Raw genomic sequence first — 17,411 nt, 5'->3', positions numbered from 1 at the left:
CGCCTCGGCCCGAGGAGCCGTCACGGCTCCTCGGGCCGCGGTGAGCCGTCCCGGAGGCGGCGCCGGGCGACCTCGTGGTGGGGCCAGTACCGCAGGTGCGGCGGGACCAGGGGCAGGGCGAGCCTCGTGGCCAGGCGGACGGCGGCGAAGGCGCCCCGCTCCCGCCGGCCCCAGGCCAGGCCGTAGGCGGCCCGCAGCCGCGGCGGCAGCAGCCCGGCGGCGAGCACCCTGGCCGCGGCGCGCACCACGGCGTCCAGCGGCGGCCGGAGCCCCGCGCTGGCGCCGGTGAGGATCTCCTGCGCCAGCGCGCGGGCCTGCGGACCCACCGCCACCGTTCCGCCGTCGACCATGGCGCGCACGTAGGCGTCGAGGTCGTCCCAGGCGCGCAGCTGCACCTCCTCAGGCACGCCGAACAGCCGTCCGAACTGCGCCATCTCGCGCACGTACGCCGTGCGCTCCCCGGGCCGCAGGCGGGTGACGAAGCCGTCGACGAGCTCCAGGGCGGACCACAGCAGGGCGGCGTGCACCCACAGCGCCAGGGCGGGGTCGTTCGCGCGGTAGGGCGTGCCCTGCGGGAAGGTCCCGACCGCGGCCGTGGTGCGTCCGGTGACCGGCCGGTGCCGCCGCCCCACCCGGGCCGCCGCGGCCCGCGCCTGGTCGCGGTCGCCGAAGACCACCGTGACGGTGGCGTCCAGGGTCGCGCGCAACCGGTGCAGCGGATCGGCGGAGAAGGCGCTGTGCTCGGTGACGCCGGCGCTGACCAGGGGATGCGCCAGCTGCATCAGCAGCGCCGCCGGGCCCGCGGCCAGCAGCGCCCGCTCGCGGGCGATCCGCCAGGCCTGCGACCCCGGACCGAACAGGCCCGGGTCCCCGGGGGTGCCGGGCGCCGGTGAGGGAGGGAACAGCGAGGCCAGGTAGCGGAGCAGCCCTCCGCCGTCCTCGGACCGCGCCGACCCCATGGCTCCACTGTCGAGCGCGCATGGGAGACGCGCCATCGCGCCGCCCGCTCCCGCCGTCGGAGGTGACGACGGGAGCCGGCTGACGGGCGGCGTCACCAACCGGTTCGTCGCCGTCAGCGGACGATGACGGCCGATATCGTCTTGTTGGCGAAGGCGGGGAGCTCTGCCACGGACTGGCCCGGCCCCAACGCCCAGACGGCATCCGTGCAGTCGCCCCTCGCGAAGAAGGTGATGCTGCGTCCGCTGTTGTTGATGATCGACGACGTCTGGTCGTTCATCCGCCCAGGCAGCGCTCTGCAGCTGCTCCTAGCCCCTCCGATCTCGGTGAGCACGAGACCACCTCCGCTGAAACCGGTCCCCGTGTACAGGCACAGCCTGTCGAAGTAGAGGGTGCAGTCGGTCGCGCTCATAGCAGACGCCGGAGCGGCCGTGGCCAGGCCGGCCATGCCCAGGCCGAACCCCGCTAGCGCTGCTACGGCGACCCGACGAAAGCTGCTGTTCACTGCAGAGAACATGATCACCTTCCCGTTCCACATCGGTGTTCCCTCGACGGACGGACGGATCCGAGCGAGCCTGTCACACGACCCACCACGCAGCTCGGGGAGCCCGATCCGAGTTCGGGACATGTCGGACGTGGTGATCTTGCCGCAGCGGTAGCGGCGGTGTGAAGGGCTTGGATCTCGATCGGGCGAGGTCGCCGATGCCGGAGGGGTGCCGACGCGGGTCGTCGACGGCGTCGATCCGGCCTCAGAGGTCCGCGTGCAGGCGCAGCGCCTCGTCCACGGCGGCCATGGACCGGCTGCTCAAGCGCGCCAGGGGAGCTCCGACGCGCTCCACGGCCACCGAGCGCACCTGCTCGGCCTGAGCCTTGGAGTCCTGGTCCAGGCCGGTGTCCTCAGCGCTCAGGAGCACTTGGAAGGGCCACACGCGTGCGGTGCTGCTCGTCAGCGGCACGACGGTCACGACCCCTCTCCCGAAGCGGGCGGCCGCGGCGTTGGCGTCGTCGTTGCTGACCACCACCGCCGGTCGGCGCTCGTCGGCCTCGCTGCCGCGCGCGGGCTCGAGGTCGACCAGGCGCACGTCACCGCGCCGCATCGTCCAGCCCGTCTCCAGCAGCTGCCTCCCAGGCCGCGCGCTCTCCGGAAGCGCTCCACTCGGCGAAGGCCGCGGCGTAGTCCTGCTCCAGGTCGACGTGGCGGAGCCGGCGCACGGCCTGCTGCAGCGCCGCCGAGCGTGAAGGCAGGCCGGCGGTGCGGGCGTACTCGTCGAGGATGGCCACGTCCTCCTCGGACAGGCTCACGCTGAGCTTCACACCGGGATGCTGCCGCGGTGCCACCACGCGTCCGTCCCCAGAGCGAGCTCGAGCGGGCGACGATCGGCGATCAGACCGAGCCCGCGCTCGTCATGTGCTCCGGGTCGGATCTCCATCGGCGTCCGCGTCGACGATCGGAGGGCTCCTCACGGGTCTCGCCGCCCACGGGACCGAGCCAGCAGGGGTGCCCCGGGCAGGAAGGCCCGTCCCCAACCCGCTCCGCGGGGCGACCTGCTCGATCGACGGACAGATGTCCTCCAGGAGTTGGCGTGCCCGGCGGACCTGCTCGGCGGCGAGCCACTGCAGCGGCGACGGCCCCAGCTCTCCCGTGAACCGGCGGGTCCAGACTCCCGCTGCAGCCTGGATCACGATGAGCGTGAATAGCAGGAGGCTGCGCTCGTCCACAGCCAAGTCACCACCTCGGCGGCCATAAGCTTTTAGCCGACGAAGCGTTCGTGGCGGGCGGGCGCAGGGAGTGTCAGGCGCATCCGACTTCGCTCCTACGGCGCCAGTTGGCAGATCGCGTGAAGGGCCGCGGACACCATCGTGTTCCGGGCCGACAAGCCTGCTTGCCAACCCAAGACGTAGGCGAGGGCCGGCACGTTTGGCAGGGACTCGCCAGCGTAGGTCAGGACCGAGCGCAGGCGCTCTGGGCGGGGTGCCTGCGGGCGCCGCTGGGTCGTGATTTGGGTAGCTGCAGCAAATAGGAACGCTCGTCGTCCGATAGCCGCAGCGAACTTGCTGCATCAGTACCTCGCGCCAGTTATGGCTTGCGGATGGCCGCTGATCGGCCTGCAAGTCGAGCAGTATGCACGCCAACTCGGCTTGCTACTGCTGCACGGCTCCTCTTCCGGTCCTCCAACTGTACACATCGCTGAAAGCAGCAGGTGTAGTCCGTGTGGCAAGCCAATTTTTCAACTCAACAGGCGTTACGATGAGCGGTATCGACAAATGTTCGTCAGCTAATCGGGTGGCTAGCTCCCACTTCAGATGGGGAGCCTGAGGAACGCATACGACAGGCACCAAGTCGCCCCATCCAGAGAAGTCACAATTTTTAAAGCGGCGGGTGGCGGCGAGCTCCGCGACTTTGCCGGCCCAGACGTCTGCATTACGCGCGACCTTGCTAGCCACCTCGCGAACTGCCGCATGATCGTAGTGGGTGTACCGCGCGCTCCATCTATAACTTTTTGCATCTACGAGAAGTGCCCCGCCTTCGATAGGAGCCACGGCGTCGATATCCGTTACGAAGGAGTTATCTTGCCGCTTGATCTGAAGTCGCCGGCACCGCTTCATGCTGTCAGGAACCTCAGTAACACCTTCAATCGCCGTCTGAACTTCGTCTTCGAATGAACGCCCTCGCAAGGCTCCCGGATCTCCATTCGGCAAGACAGAAGACATGAGTTCAACCAGCCTATCGAAAGTGGCGCTCATGTTGATGGCGTAGTAATCCCCCATGGGTACAAGCGGCGCGGGGTGATCGCACCTGTTGGACCATCGCGCTACATCGAATAGGCGTCCAGTGTAGTCGGTGGCTGAATTCAGTCGGCGACCTAGTTGGCTATCAGTATCCGCTCTCTCGGACTCTTCAGCGGCACGAAAAGTGGTTTCCACCTCGCCTATCAGGCCATAGTGGTGTAAGAGGTTTAAAGTAAAAAAGGGATCAGGTGAAGAGGCGAGTCGAGAGTATGCAATATGCGCCACTCGTAACGCTAACATCAGCGCTAGGACATCCTCCATGTCATTGCTCTGCGCTGCTGTTATGCCTGCGAAGCTGCCTCCGGTAGATCTAAATTCCGGCATGGCGGGCCAGGCTTCTACGAGAAATGGGCAGGCGCGAAAAATAAAGCGGATCGCTGAGTATGCGTCTTCTGCGAACACTGGATTGCTAGGGTCTTCCCATTGTGATGTGAGCATCCCATGTTTCGGAACACTTACGTCAGGTGTACCGCCGTGAGCACTAAGGGTAAAGGTACGGATACCAGTGAAAGGACTGATCGAGAAATCCGCGCCAGCGGCCCGCCTGTCGAAGAGGAACAAAGCACTTTCTTCGTCAAGCGAACTCTCATCCTGAGGGATGCCGTCAACGATGCGCAGGCGTGTATGTACCGCGGTCCGTCCAGCGAGAACCATGATGTTTCGGTCATGGAGCCCCAGAGCTGCAGCGAGAAGGAGCGCTGGAGCAGTGGGTTCGCGAGAGGAATGCGGATCGGTCCAGCGTAAAACTGCTGCCTCGGCACGTGCGCGGGTGTGGTCCCAGGCTTGAGGAGCCACGGCGCCGCCAGCCCAAACCTCAGGAGGTATGCTACGAAGACGCAACAAAACTTGCCCACTATTGCAGCCGCCGATGGCTCGACAGATAGCTTGACCAATATGGTCCCGAGCAATTGAAAGGCGCTGGCCCGCCTCGACCGGATCAACGTACGCACCCTCAGCCTGCTCCCTAAACGCAGTTTTGAGCGCTTTCACAACAATGTTGCGTGCTCGCCGAATGGCGCCCGACCACTCGATGCAGGTCCATGCGCGGTAAGCATCAAGGTGGGGCGTTAAAGTGCGACTTCGCTCGGGCCCTACAAGAGGAAGGCCAAGCTTGTAGTCGAGATAACTGATGAGGCTGTTCGTCAATGCAAACTCCAGGTGTGACCTTCAAGCGGTCTTCGACGAAGCGGGATTTCGTGGCGGTGCTAATCACCGGAGCAGCCCTGGGCACGGAGCAAGCATTTACCGGATCAGGCCACTCCTGACAATCGGTCAGGCATATCCGTGGAACTTTGACTACCACCGTGAACTCTGGCGTACTGCAGTCCTCGTTCAGCGAGGTCACTGTGCCCCTATTAAACACCCGGCGACTAGCATCAATCCAAGTAGTATCACGCGCGGTGGGGCGGGTGGGGCTCGAACCCACGACCCGGGGATTATGAGTCCCCTGCTCTGACCGGCTGAGCTACCGCCCCGAAGCGTTCGGCCTGCGAGTGTGCCACCGCCGCGCCGGTCGGCCCGGCGTGGGGTGGGACGTGCCCGGGTCACTCGCGCGGCACTGCGCGTGGAGCCCAGTTGTGGTCCCATGACCAGTCGTGTCCCGACGCGGAGCAGCCCTCGTCCTGGTGCTGTACCTGGCCGCGTGGACGGGCCTGGCCTGGGTCGCCTCGCACCTGCAGGTCGCTCCCGGGGTGTCGCTGTGGTTCCCGCCGGCGGCGCTGGACGTCGTGCTGCTCCTCCTCCTGGGGTTGCGGTGGGCTCCGGCGCTCGTGCTGGCGACCGTCGTCCAGTGGGCGCTGGTCGTGCCGGCCGGGCTGTCCTGGTGGCAGGTCGCGACCCTGGCCGTGGTAACGGCGGGCGGCTACACGGCGGGCGCGGCGCTGCTGACCCGCCGGCTGTGGGTGGACCCCCGGCTGCCGACCCTGCGGGACGTCACGTGGTTCGTGGTGGTGATGTGCCTGGCGGCGCCCCTGCCGATGGCCGTGGTGCAGCTGTGGTTCCTCACCGGCGCCGGCGTGGTGGAGCCCACCGACGTCTTCACGGGGCTGGCGGGGTACTGGGCCGGGTCGGCGACCGGTGTGGGCATGCTCGCGCCGGTGCTGCTGGTCGCGGCCCGGCGCTGGCCGCGCGCCGCGGACGCCCGTCCGGACCTGTCGGCGAGGGCGTCGGGGCCGGTGAGCCACGTGGAGCAGGCCGCGCAGGTGCTCCTGCTGGCCGTGGCGGTGTGGATCGCGTTCGCGGGCAGCGGCGCCTCCCTGGACTACAGCTACCTCGTCTACGTGCCGCTGATCTGGATCGCGCTGCGCGGCGGGTTCGTGCCCGCGACGGTGGCGGTGCTCGTCACCAACGTCGGCGCCGTCGCCCTCACCGGCGGGGACGTGGCCGGCCAGGGCGGCTTCGTGCTGCAGTTCGGCCTGGTCACCCTCACCCTGCTCGGGGTGCTGCTGGGAGCCGCGGTCAGCCAGCGCCAGGCCGACGCCGAGGCGCACCGGCAGGCGGCGCTGGCCGACCCGCTGACCCGGCTGGCGAACCGGACCCTGCTCACCGACCGCCTGAGCCAGGCGCTGGCGCGGCGCTCACCGTCGCAGGGCGAGGACGGCGCGCGGTCGCGCGGCGGCGCGCTGCTGTTCGTGGACCTGGACCGGTTCAAGCAGATCAACGACAGCCTCGGGCACCGCGCCGGCGACGCCGTGCTCGTGGAGGTCGCGCAGCGGATGCGCTCTGCGACCCGCACGGGCGACACCGTCGCCCGGCTCGGGGGCGACGAGTTCGCGATCCTGCTCGACGACGCGCACGGCCCCGACGAGATCAGCGCCGCCGCCGCCCGCGTGCTGGCCGCCCTGGACGCACCCGTCGAGACCCCGGCCGGGGCGGTGCACGTGAGCGCGAGCATCGGCAGCACCTCCCTGGACGCCTCCGCGACGTCCGCGCTGGCGTCCGCGCTGACGTTCGTCCCGACGTCCACGCTGACGTCCTCGCCGACGGTCACGGTCGAGGAGGCGCTGCACCGCGCGGACGTCGCCCTGCACCGCGCGAAGGCCGGAGGGCGCGGCCGGCACGTGCCCTTCGACGCGCAGATGCACGCGGACGCGATCACCGTGCAGACCCGGGAGAGCGCCCTGCGCCGCTCCGTGGACCGCGACGAGGTCGCGGTGGTGTTCCAGCCGATCGTGGCGCTGCCGGACCGCCGCGTCGTCGCCGCCGAGGCACTGGCGCGGTGGACGCCGCCGGACGGGCGGCCGGCGGCCGCGGAGGACTTCATCGCGACCGCCGAGGACAGCGGCCTGATCACGCGCCTGGGCCGCTCCGTGCTGCACCAGGCCTGCCAGGCGGCGACGCGGTGGCCCGCCTCCGCCGCAAGCTCCCGGGTCGCGGTCAACGTCAGCGCCGTCGAGCTGCGCCACCCCGGCTACGCCAACGGCGTCCTGCACGTGCTGGAGGAGGTGGGGCTGCCGGCCGACCGCCTGGAGCTGGAGATCACCGAGACCCAGGTGCTGCACGCCGACGCGACCGCAGCCGCCCTGGGGGAGCTGACCGGAGCCGGGGTGCACCTGGTCCTCGACGACTTCGGCACCGGCTACTCCTCCTTCAGCTACCTGGCCGACATGCCCCTGGCCGGGGTGAAGATCGACCGCACGTTCATCACCGCCCTGCCCACCGACCCGCGGGCGGCCAGCATCGTCCGCGCGATCCTGAGCATGGCCGCCGAGCTCGACCTCGAGGTCACCGCCGAGGGCGTCGAGACGCAGGCGCAGTGGGACTTCCTGCGCGAGCACGGCTGCCCCCGCGCCCAGGGCTTCCTCCTCGGCCGCCCGCTGCCCGACGTCCCGCTGGCGCCGAGGTGACGCGCCCGCTCCGACGGGCTGCCGCCGCCTCCCGCCCCTAGGGTGCCGGGCGTGGGAGCGCTGACGGTCCTCTTCATCGGCGGCAGCGGCATCATCAGCTCGGCCTGCTCGGCCCTGGCGGTGGAGCGCGGCCTCGACCTGCACGTGCTCAACCGCGGGGAGTCGACCACCCGGCCGCTGCCGCAGGGCGCCACGCCGCACCGCGCCGACGTGCGCGACCCGGCGTCCGTGCGCGAGGCGCTGGGCGACGCCGAGTTCGACGCCGTCGTCGACTGGGTCGCCTTCACCCCCGACCACGTCCGGGCCGACCTCGACCTCTTCCGCGGCCGCACCGGCCAGTACGTCTTCATCAGCTCCGCCTCGGCGTACCAGACGCCGCCGTCGCGGATCCCGGTGACGGAGTCGACGCCGCTGCGCAACCCGTTCTGGCAGTACTCCCGCGACAAGATCGCCTGCGAGCAGCTGCTCGTCGACGCCTACCGCGACACCGGCTTCCCGGCCACGATCGTGCGGCCCTCGCACACCTACGACCGCACCCTGGTCCCCTTCGACGGCGGGTGGACGGTGCCGGCGCGCATGCGCGCCGGCAGGGAGGTCGTCGTCCACGGCGACGGCACCTCGCTGTGGACCCTCACGCACCACACCGACTTCGCGCGCGGCTTCGTGCCGCTGCTGGCCTCCCCCCGCACGCTGGGGGAGGCCTTCCACATCACCGGTGACGACGTGCTGACGTGGGACCAGATCGCGCACGCGCTCGCGGCGGCCCTGGGCGTGCAGCCGCGGATCGTGCACGTGCCCTCGGACGCCGTCGCCGCCGCGGACGCCGAGTGGGGCGCCGGCCTGCTCGGGGACAAGGCGCACTCGATGGTCTTCGACAACACCAAGGTGCGCAGCGTCGTCCCGGACTTCGTCGCCACGGTCCCCTTCGAGCGGGGAGCGCGGGAGATCGTCGACTGGTTCGACCAGGACCCGGCCCGCCAGCGTGTCGACGAGCACCTGGACGCCGTCATGGACCACCTCGTCGAGACCCACCGGGTGCGCTGACGCCCCCGCCGGGCCCGGACGCGGCGTCGCCCCGGCGGCGCCGACCCTGGCGGGCGGGCGCTGCCGGGGCGACGGACCTCGGGAACACTGCGGGCTGCGTCAGCCCGGCTGCCCGCCCTTGGCGCTCATGATCTCGCCGAGGTACTGGTGGCAGCGGTGCGCGCGCTCCGAGTCCTGCTGCATCACCTCGCGGAAGAAGCTGGCGATGTCGTCGCGGCCCGCGTTCTCGGCGTCGCGCACGTACTGGCCGTAGTCGTGCCCCGCCTTCAGGGAGTGGTACTGCACCGAGATCAGGTCGAACTCGACGTCGGTGAAGCCGGTCTCTCCCGTGGCCATGGTGCCTCCTGTGCTCGTGCAGATCGTCCGCAGCGCCGGCCCCGGTGGACCGGCTCGCGCGACCTACCCCGATCCGACGCGCCCACGCACGTGCGCGGAGCGTCGAGGGGCGGCTGCTAGTCTGGCGGCACCGCGTCGCCGCGCAGGCGCGCGATCCCGCATAGCTCAATTGGCAGAGCAGCCGGCTGTTAACCGGCAGGTTCTTGGTTCGAGTCCAAGTGCGGGAGCACCTCCCGGACGGGCGTCGAGCCGGCTCCACTGCCCCCGTTCCCGCGCTCACCGCCGACGCGGAGCCGCCCCTTGCCCTGGCGCTCGTCGCCCGCGTGCTCGTCCTCCAGGTGCTCGCCGGCTCCGGAGCGCGCCCGCTCGCCCTCCGGGGACGGCGCTGTCGGAGGAGCCTCGTAGCGTGTGCGCCCACGAGCCGGTCGCTGTCGCGGGGAGGGGAGCGGGTGAGCCAGGGAGCGCTGTTCGACCCCCGCACGCGCGGTAGCGCGCCGCCGGCCGAGGCACCGGCCGAGGCGCCGCCCGAGGCGACGCTCGAGCGCGTGGTCGTCGCCCTGGAGGACGGCGGCGTGCTGGTCAGCGCCCCCGCGTTCCACCCGCTGCGCGAGCGCCTGCGCGACCTGCCCGGGGCCGCGTGGACGAGCACCGGCGCCTGGCGCTTCCCGCTCACCCGCCGCTGCGCCCTGGCCCTGCGCGGCGCCCTGACGGGCCAGCGGCCCGAGATCGACGAGGCCGCCCGCGCGGCGCTGCGCGAGGCCGCCGACAGCGAGCCCGTGCCGGACGTCGTCCTCGCCGGCGAACGGGTGGAGGTGCGCTTCGAGCACACCGCCGCGCTGCAGGACGACGTCAAGCGGCGCACCGCGGCCACCTGGGACGGCGCCGCGCAGTGCTGGCGCGCGTCCCTGGACCGCGTCGAGGACGTGATCGCCTTCGCCGAGGCCCACGGCCTGCTCGTCCACCCCGACGTGCGCGCCGCCGCCGCGGCCCGCTACGCGCCCTTCGACTACGACGGCACCATCGACGGCCTGCGCGGGGTGCCCGTGCAGGAGCTGCACGCCGTGCGCGCCCAGCGCGCCCGCGGCAGGACGCCGTCCCTGGCCGCCCGCCTCGCCGAGACCGGCGTGCGCAGCGTCTACGACCTGCTGATGCTCGTCCCCCGCCGCTACCTCGACCGCTCCACCGCCACGCCGGTGCGGGGCCTGCGCGACCTCGTCGGCACGGACGCCGGCCTGATCGCCACCATCTCCCGGATCGGGCAGTACGACCGCACCCGCCGCCTGGTGCGGGTCGCCGTCGCGGACGGCACGGGCACCCTGGAGGTCACGTTCTTCCAGGCCCCGTGGATCCCGCACCGCTTCCGCGTCGGCGACGAGGTCTCCCTGTGGGGCAGGGTCGACCTGTGGACCGGCCGCGGCGGGCGCGGGCAGGTGCAGATGACCAACCCCGTCATGGACCGCCTCGGCGGCGACACCGCGCTCGTCGTGCCCGTCTACCCGCAGTCCGCCAAGGCGCAGGTGAGCACGTGGGACCTGCACGGGGCTGCCATGGAGGCCGCGCGCCGCCTCGGCGACCTCGCCGACCCCCTGCCCGGCGACGTCCGCGAGCGCCACGACCTGCTGGCGCGCCGGGAGGCCTACCAGCAGGTGCACCGGCCCGACAGCGTCGAGGCGGCCGGGCGCGCCCGCGAGCGCCTCGCCTTCGACGAGCTGCTGCGCATGCAGCTGGCCCTGGGCCTGCGCCGGCACGCGACCGCCGCCGAGACCGGCGTCGCCCACCGCCCCAGCGGCGCCCTGACCGGCCAGCTGCTCGCCCAGCTGCCCTTCGCCCTCACCGGCGCCCAGCAGCGCGCGCTCGCGCAGATCACCGCGGACCTGACCCGGCCCCACCCCATGCACCGCCTGCTGCAGGGCGACGTCGGCTCGGGCAAGACCCTCGTCGCCGCGACGGTGCTGCTCGCCGCGGTCGAGGGCGGCTACCAGGGCGCGCTCATGGCGCCCACGGAGATCCTCGCCACCCAGCTGCACCGGGAGCTGGCGAGCCGGCTGCTGGCCGTGCAGCACCCCGACGGGCGCCCCCTCGTCGTCGAGCTGCTAGCCAGCAAGACCAAGGCCGCGGACCGGCGACGCATCCTCGCCGGCCTGGCCGACGGCAGCACCGACCTCGTCGTCGGCACCCACGCGCTGCTGACGCAGGGCGTGGACTTCGCCGACCTCGGCGTCGTCGTCGTCGACGAGCAGCACCGCTTCGGCGTCGAGCAGCGCGCCACCCTGCGCGCCAAGGGCCGCTCCGGCGTGCCGGACACGCTCGTCATGACCGCCACGCCGATCCCGCGCACCGCCGCCCTGACCGTCTTCGGCGACCTCGACGTCTCCGTCCTCGACGAGCTGCCGCCCGGCCGCACTCCCATCGCCACCTCCTGGCTGCCCGAGACCCTCGACCTGGACGACGCCGACGCCGGGCCCTGGCGGCTCGTGCGCGAGCAGGTCGGGGCCGGGCGGCAGGCGTACGTCGTCGCCTCCCTGGTGGAGGACAACGAGAAGATCGCCGCGCAGTCGGCGACCGAGGCCCACGAGGCCCTGCAGCACGGCGCCCTGGCCGGCCTGCGCGTCGGCCTGGTGCACGGGCGCCAGGACCGCACCGAGCGCGAGGCCACCATGGCCGCCTTCGCCGTCGGCGAGCTGGACGTGCTCGTGGCGACCACCGTGATCGAGGTCGGCGTCGACGTGCCCAACGCCACCGTCATGGTCGTCCTCGACGCGCCCCGCTTCGGCATCGCGCAGCTGCACCAGATCCGCGGGCGCGTCGGCCGCGGCCGCCACGCCTCCACGTGCGTCCTGACCGGCCGCGCCGGCTCGGCCGACGCGGTCGCGCGCATGCACGCCCTCGTGGGGTCCACCGACGGCTTCCACCTCTCCGAGGTCGACCTGGACCTGCGCGGCGCCGGCTCCGTCTTCGGCGCCCGCCAGTCCGGCGAGAGCGACCTGCGCGTGGCCGACCTGCGCCGCGACCTCCCCCTCGTCCTCACCGCCCGGGAGGAGGCGACCGCCCTGCTGGACGCCGATCCGACCCTGGCGCGCCGGCCCGGGCTGCGCGCGGAGGTCCACACCGCCCTGGGCCCGGAGCTCGCCGCCTGGCTGGCGAAGTCGTGAGCGAGCTGCCGGTCGGGCCCCGCCCGCCCCTGACGGCCGCGATGCTGCAGGACCTCATCGCCCAGGCCGAGCCCCTCGCGCGCGAGGCGCACCGGCTGCTGGCGCCCGTGGCCAGCCGCCGCGCCCCCCTGCGCCAGCGGCTGCTGCAGGCCGGGGAGATCGAGCCCTTCCTCTCCCGCAGCGCCGCGGTGCTCCCCAGCGCGAGCATCGCCGCCGTCGACGGCGGCTCCGTGCGCGAGCACCTGTACGCCGCCGACCTCATGGTCGCCGTCGCCGCCTCCGCGGAGGGCATGACCTCCGCCGCCCACCTGCCGCTCGGGCAGCGGCACTGGGCGGCGGTGCGCACCCACGAGTCCGACAACGACAGGCTGCTCGCGGCGGCCATGGCCGGCCTCGAGCTGTGCCTGATCGCCTCCCTGCAGCACGACCTGCGCCTGCTCGACGGCTCCCACGGCACGCCGGTGATCGCGCTGTCCACCGCGCTGTCCGCCCGCTCGCCCGCCGTCGCGCAGGCCGCGGCCGACCTGGTCACCGACGAGGTCGTCGACGCGCTCGCGGCCCTCGCCGACCCCGACCGGCGCACCGCGCCCGGCGAGGTCGTCGCCCTGCCGAAGGCGGACTCCTCCACCGCCTTCTCCGAGCGCTACCTGCGCGCCCACGGCCTCGACCTGCCCGGCGGCGACCGGTTCGTCGCCGCCCAGGTCCTCGGGCCCGGGGAGATGCTGCGCCCCCGCCCCGCCGACGAGCTCGCCGACGTCCACGTCAGCGCCCGCGACGACGCCACGCCGCACGTGCGCGCCGTCGCCGACCGGCTCGACGAGGCCGTCGCGCCGCTGCGCCGGGCGGCGGCCGCCGACGAGGTCGTCGTCACCTACCTGCGGCCCACCACGGCGGAGACGATCCTCAAGGTCGAGGCCCGCGTCAGCGAGCCCCTCGCCGACGCGCGGGACGGCGACGACGGCGGCGCGCTCGCGGAGGTGCGGCGCATCGCCGCCCTGCTGTCGGCGGAGACGCCCGGGCCGCACCTGCAGGAGCCCTTCGCCCAGTACGCCGTCGACCTCGCCGCCAAGGCCGTCTCCACCGGCGCCGAGGCGCTCAACGAGGCCCTGCTGGCGAACCTGCCCGACGGGTCCGAGGACTATCTGATGTGGCTGGCCCGCTCGTACCGCACGCGCGTGACACCGAGCCCCGCCCGCACCTCCGCCCGCCCGCCCGCGAACCGGCCCGAGGCGCCACCGGGCTGACCGGGTCTGGAGCAGACTCTGGAGCGACGCCGACCCGACCCTCGACCCAGGCCCGGCCCGACGACCCCGAAGGAGCGCACCGCGCGTGGACCCGATCGAGAACGCCGAGCAGGTCGCCGTCGTCGGCTCCCCCTCCTCGAACTACGAGGTCACCCTCGACCTGCTCGACAGCGCCACCCACGAGCCGCTCGTCGGGTCGATGCTGTGCCTGGCCCAGCCGCTCGCCGAGGGCGAGGAGCTCGCGCTCGGGGTGGTCACCGAGGTCACCACGACCAACCAGTGGCACACCAACCCCCTGCTGCGCGGGGTGGTCAAGACCCGCGGGTCCATCCCCGGCATGTCCGGGGACCTCGGCGACGTGCGCGCCGCCGGGATCCGGTTGCAGGCCTGCTACCGGCGCGCGGACGCCGACGCGGGCGACGTCGGGAGCTGGCGCCAGTCCGGGCCGTCGCTGCGCATGTCCCCGCCCACCGGCACGGCCGTGCGCCGCGTGACCAACGAGGTCGTCGACGAGCTCATGGCCGGGGAGGAGGACCTGCACTTCCTCGGCCACCTGCACGGCACCGACGTACGGGCGCCCCTGTCCGTCCGGGACTTCTCCGGTCCTCGCGGGGCGTTCCACGCCGCGGTCTTCGGCAGCACGGGGAGCGGGAAGGCCATCGACGTCGACACGCCCGTCCCGACGCCCGACGGATGGACGCGGATGGGTGATCTGCGAGCCGGGGACGCGGTCTTCGACGAAGGCGGTCGGCCCACCACGGTGCTCGCGGCGCACGACGTGATGACTGGTCGCGACTGCTACGAGGTCGTCTTCTCCGACGGGTCCCGCATCGTCGCCGACGGCGAGCACCTGTGGTTCACCGAGGACACGCAGGTCCGGTTGTCAGCCAGCGCCGCCCGCCGCCTGGAGCACCGGCGCTCGCGGCGCCCCCTCCTCGCTCCGGCGATCCTGACGCACCTGCGCGCCCAGGCCTCGGCGAGCGCACCCGAGGAGACCATCACGCTGGCCGAGGTAGCCACCTTGACCGGGCTCGGCCCCTCGTCCTCGGCCGTGACCAGCTGCGCCCGAGCGGTCGGGGCCGTCGGGGTCCGCATCCAGGACCACGCCTTCTCCTACCGAGCGCAGTCCTTCCAGCGCACCCGGGAGCTGCCCGTCTTCGCGGGGCGGGAGCTGCTCCTGGCGCTGGCAGACGCCGCGCGAGCCGGAAAGACGTCCAACCCTGTCTTCAACCCCTCCCTCACCCCACGCCTGGTGCACGCCGCTGGGCAGGCGCCGGAGTGGATCACCATGCCGGACGTCGCCCGGCTCGTCGGCGTGCCGCCTCGCAACGGTGCTCTGCGCCGCAAGATCGTCGGGACCGGTGTGCGGATGGCGGTGCTGCGGGTCCCGCTCACCGTCGACCTGGAGGCGCGCACCGTCGTCCGGCGGCTCCCCGCCTCCGCCCAGCTCTACCCCAGGCGCATGCTGCTCGAGGTCCTCGCCGAGCACGCCGCCAACCCCGTCGGTGACCAGCGTCGCAGGCGCAGCGAGGGCCGGGTCGTCACCACGGAGGAGATCCGCGCGACGCTGCGCACCGCCGGCGGCGACGCCGAGCACGCCGTCCCGGTGGCGCAGCCCCTGGCCCTGCCCGACGCCGACCTGCCCCTCGACCCCTACGACCTCGGGATCTGGCTCGGCGACGGCAGGAGCTCGGGAGCCGGCATCACCACGGCGGACGTGGAGGTCGTGCAGCACCTGCGGGACGCCGAGTCCAGGGTCGAGGAGCAGCGCGGTGACCCGTACGGCTACAGCGTCACGTGGGACGACGCCTTGGCGCCCTCAGCACTGCCTGAGCGCACGTGTGCCGTGTGCGGCGCCTCCTACCGGCCCAGCGCCTACCGTCAGCAGTACTGCTCGAGGACCTGCAGCGCCAGGTGCCGGGGCCGCTCGTCGCGCGCGAGCAGCTCGTGCACGGTCTGCGGCGTCGTCCTGCAGGGCGCGCGGCCCCCCGCCAGGTGCGCGGCCTGCTACGCCGTCCGGACCACGACCGGGGTGCTCCGGCGCCTGGGGGTCCTGCGGAACAAGCACGTGCCCGCGGAGTACCTCCGCGCCTCGGAGGAGCAGCGGCGAGCGCTCCTCGCGGGCCTGCTCGACAGCGACGGCACGTCGGCAGCCTCCGGCGCAGTCCACTTCGACAACACCAACCGGGTGTTGATCGACGGCGTCCACGAGCTCGTGTGCTCCCTCGGGTACCGGCCGACCGTCACGGAGGAGCAGGACACGCTCGCCGGTCGTGACTGCGGGCCCACGTGGCGGATCAGCTTCACCACCGCCGACGAGGTGTTCCGGCTCACCCGCAAGAGATCGGCGCACCGGGAGCGCGCGCGCCGCCACAACCCGGCGAAGACCTCCCACCGGTACGTCGTCGACGTCCGCCCCGTGGCGTCGGTGCCCGTGCGGTGCATCACCGTGGACTCGCCCAGCCGGCTGTACCTCGCTGGCAGGTCCATGATCCCGACCCACAACACGCAGATGGCCGCCTACTACCTCGCCGGCCAGATGCGGCACCAGGACCACGGCATCATCGTCATCGACCCGCAGGGCCAGTTCGCCTCGGAGACGGGCATGGCCTTCTCCTTGCAGGAGTGGGCGCGGGAGATGGGCCGCGAGGTCGTCGTCCGGCGGGTCAGCGAGGACCTGCGGCTGGAGAAGGACGCCCCGCTGCTCGGGGAGCTGCTGGCCAAGACCCGCTTCTGCGCCGAGATCGCCAAGATGTCCTCGGAGACCGCCGGCTACCTCGTCGACGAGCTCGTGAAGCTCGTGCGCAAGCGCCCGGACTGGGAGACCGAGGACTCCGAGGCGCTGCTGCGGGCCCTGCTGCAGTCGCTGACGGCGTTCAGCGTGCTCGGGCGCGTGTACGCCGCGGAGGACCGCCAGCAGCGGCTGCGGGAGGCGATCGAGGAGGTCCTCACCGACGGCGACCGGTTCGCCGACGTCTTCCGCCAGTTCCAGCCCCTGCACAACCTCTTCGGGCCGACCAACCCCGGCGGCGGGGCGCGGCACTCGATGTGGGGCACGATCGCGCACGTCTTCGACAAGGCCTCGCGCGCGGGTGCCCCGGCGCCGCTGCTGGTGCTCGACATGAGCACCAGCGGGCAGGTGTCGTGGGTCTCCTCGCTGCTCGCGGGGGAGGAGCAGCGCGCCGTGCTGGAGGCGCTGCGCGTGCTCGACCAGGACAGCGTGAAGGCGGCGATCCTGCGCAAGGCGTGCCGCACCCTCAAGGAGGCCTCGGAGGCCGCCTTCCGCGAGGGGGAGACCCTGAACACCGTGGTGGTCTTCGACGAGGCGTGGCGCTACGCCCCGCCCGTGCACACCACCGCCGAGGAGGAGGTGCGCGCCCTCTCCAGCGACCTGGCCGGCTACGCGCGCGACACCCGCAAGTTCGGCATCGGCTGGCTGTACGTGACGCAGACCCCGCGCAGCCTCAACCCCGACATCTGGGACCAGCTGGCCGTGCGCGTGATGGGCTACGGGCTCGGCGGCGCGGACCTCGCCAAGGTCGCCGAGCACCTGGACGACCCCGACCACCTGAAGCTCTACCGCGGGTTCGCCCCGCCGGACTCCACGAAGCCGAAGGTGTACCCGTTCATGGTCACCGGGCCCGTCAGCCCGCTGTCCTTCACCAAGGCGCCGCTGTTCCTGTCCGCCTACACCGACTTCGAGGCCTTCCGCGAGGACAACGCGTCCTGGATCACGGCCACGCGCATGAGCCTGGGCCTGCCAGTGCTCTCCGGCACGCCCGCCCGCCGGGGCGCGGGCTCGGGAGCGCGGGCGCCGGGGGTGGGTGCCGGGGTGCGGGGCGCGGCGCCGGTCGCCGCCCCCCGCCGGCCGCCGGTCGGGCTCGCCGACTTCCGCAAGGAGGTCGAGCGGGTGCGCGCCCACCGGGCCACCGGCGGGGTGGACCCGGGCGCGGGCGTGGGCCTGTCCGCCGACGCCGGCTTCACCGGCGGGCTGGACAGCATCGACGACGAGCCGCCCTTCTGAGCGGCCCGCTCCGACCCGC

General features: G+C 72.5%; 11 protein-coding genes and 2 tRNA genes. 6 read left to right on the top strand and 7 right to left on the bottom strand.

Features of this window, described 5'->3' with window-relative positions; translation table 11 throughout:
* Positions 1–20: 20 nt before the first annotated feature.
* The 6 genes from BLS82_RS00635 to BLS82_RS00610 all read right to left on the bottom strand — a co-directional run bounded on the left by BLS82_RS00635 (position 21) and on the right by BLS82_RS00610 (position 5,222).
* Positions 21–959: an oxygenase MpaB family protein gene (locus BLS82_RS00635; protein ID WP_176818859.1), complete on the bottom strand. Its 939-nt coding sequence runs from the start codon at positions 957–959 to the stop codon at positions 21–23.
* A gap of 113 nt (positions 960–1,072) precedes the next feature.
* The gene (locus BLS82_RS00630) at positions 1,073–1,369 is read right to left on the bottom strand and encodes a peptidase inhibitor family I36 protein (RefSeq protein WP_255378144.1); all 297 of its coding nucleotides are present in this window, start codon (positions 1,367–1,369) and stop codon (positions 1,073–1,075) included.
* A gap of 337 nt (positions 1,370–1,706) precedes the next feature.
* Positions 1,707–2,054, bottom strand: a complete 348-nt coding sequence (locus BLS82_RS00625; protein ID WP_092860720.1) for a type II toxin-antitoxin system PemK/MazF family toxin — start codon at positions 2,052–2,054, stop codon at positions 1,707–1,709.
* A complete protein-coding gene (locus BLS82_RS00620; RefSeq protein ID WP_092860719.1) occupies positions 2,041–2,271 on the bottom strand; it encodes a ribbon-helix-helix domain-containing protein in 231 nt (76 codons plus the stop codon). Before BLS82_RS00620 ends, BLS82_RS00625 begins: the two co-directional genes overlap by 14 nt.
* Before the next feature lie 828 nt (positions 2,272–3,099).
* A complete protein-coding gene (locus BLS82_RS15120; protein ID WP_143028689.1) occupies positions 3,100–4,893 on the bottom strand; it encodes a hypothetical protein in 1,794 nt (597 codons plus the stop codon).
* Positions 4,894–5,148: 255 nt separating this feature from the next.
* Positions 5,149–5,222 (bottom strand) — tRNA-Ile (locus BLS82_RS00610).
* Between the two features lie 120 nt (positions 5,223–5,342).
* Here BLS82_RS00610 and BLS82_RS00605 point away from each other — a divergent pair.
* Both BLS82_RS00605 and BLS82_RS00600 read left to right on the top strand, forming a co-directional pair.
* A complete protein-coding gene (locus BLS82_RS00605; protein WP_092860716.1) occupies positions 5,343–7,592 on the top strand; it encodes a putative bifunctional diguanylate cyclase/phosphodiesterase in 2,250 nt (749 codons plus the stop codon).
* 51 nt (positions 7,593–7,643) lie between these two features.
* On the top strand, positions 7,644–8,636 hold the full coding sequence (locus tag BLS82_RS00600) for an SDR family oxidoreductase (protein ID WP_092860714.1): 993 nt from the start codon (positions 7,644–7,646) through the stop codon (positions 8,634–8,636).
* A 99-nt stretch (positions 8,637–8,735) separates the two neighbouring features.
* Here the strand turns inward: BLS82_RS00600 and BLS82_RS00595 are convergent, their stop codons facing one another.
* Positions 8,736–8,972, bottom strand: a complete 237-nt coding sequence (locus BLS82_RS00595; protein ID WP_092860712.1) for an acyl carrier protein — start codon at positions 8,970–8,972, stop codon at positions 8,736–8,738.
* 154 nt (positions 8,973–9,126) lie between these two features.
* On the opposite strand from BLS82_RS00595, the gene BLS82_RS00590 reads away from it, so the two are divergent.
* The 4 genes from BLS82_RS00590 to BLS82_RS15480 all read left to right on the top strand — a co-directional run bounded on the left by BLS82_RS00590 (position 9,127) and on the right by BLS82_RS15480 (position 17,392).
* Positions 9,127–9,199, top strand: a tRNA-Asn gene (locus tag BLS82_RS00590).
* Positions 9,200–9,421: 222 nt separating this feature from the next.
* Complete coding sequence (gene recG / locus BLS82_RS00585) at positions 9,422–12,124, top strand: ATP-dependent DNA helicase RecG (RefSeq protein ID WP_218123403.1); 2,703 nt, start codon at positions 9,422–9,424, stop codon at positions 12,122–12,124.
* A complete protein-coding gene (locus BLS82_RS00580; protein ID WP_092860710.1) occupies positions 12,121–13,368 on the top strand; it encodes a hypothetical protein in 1,248 nt (415 codons plus the stop codon). The genes recG and BLS82_RS00580 overlap by 4 nt, the downstream gene beginning before the upstream one ends.
* 85 nt (positions 13,369–13,453) lie before the next feature.
* A complete protein-coding gene (locus BLS82_RS15480; RefSeq protein WP_176818857.1) occupies positions 13,454–17,392 on the top strand; it encodes an LAGLIDADG family homing endonuclease in 3,939 nt (1,312 codons plus the stop codon).
* Positions 17,393–17,411: the final 19 nt, after the last annotated feature.

Origin of the sequence: Quadrisphaera sp. DSM 44207 (assembly GCF_900101335.1) — a bacterium.
Taxonomy (GTDB): domain Bacteria; phylum Actinomycetota; class Actinomycetes; order Actinomycetales; family Quadrisphaeraceae; genus DSM-44207.
This window is presented reverse-complemented; position numbering and strand designations above follow the sequence as displayed.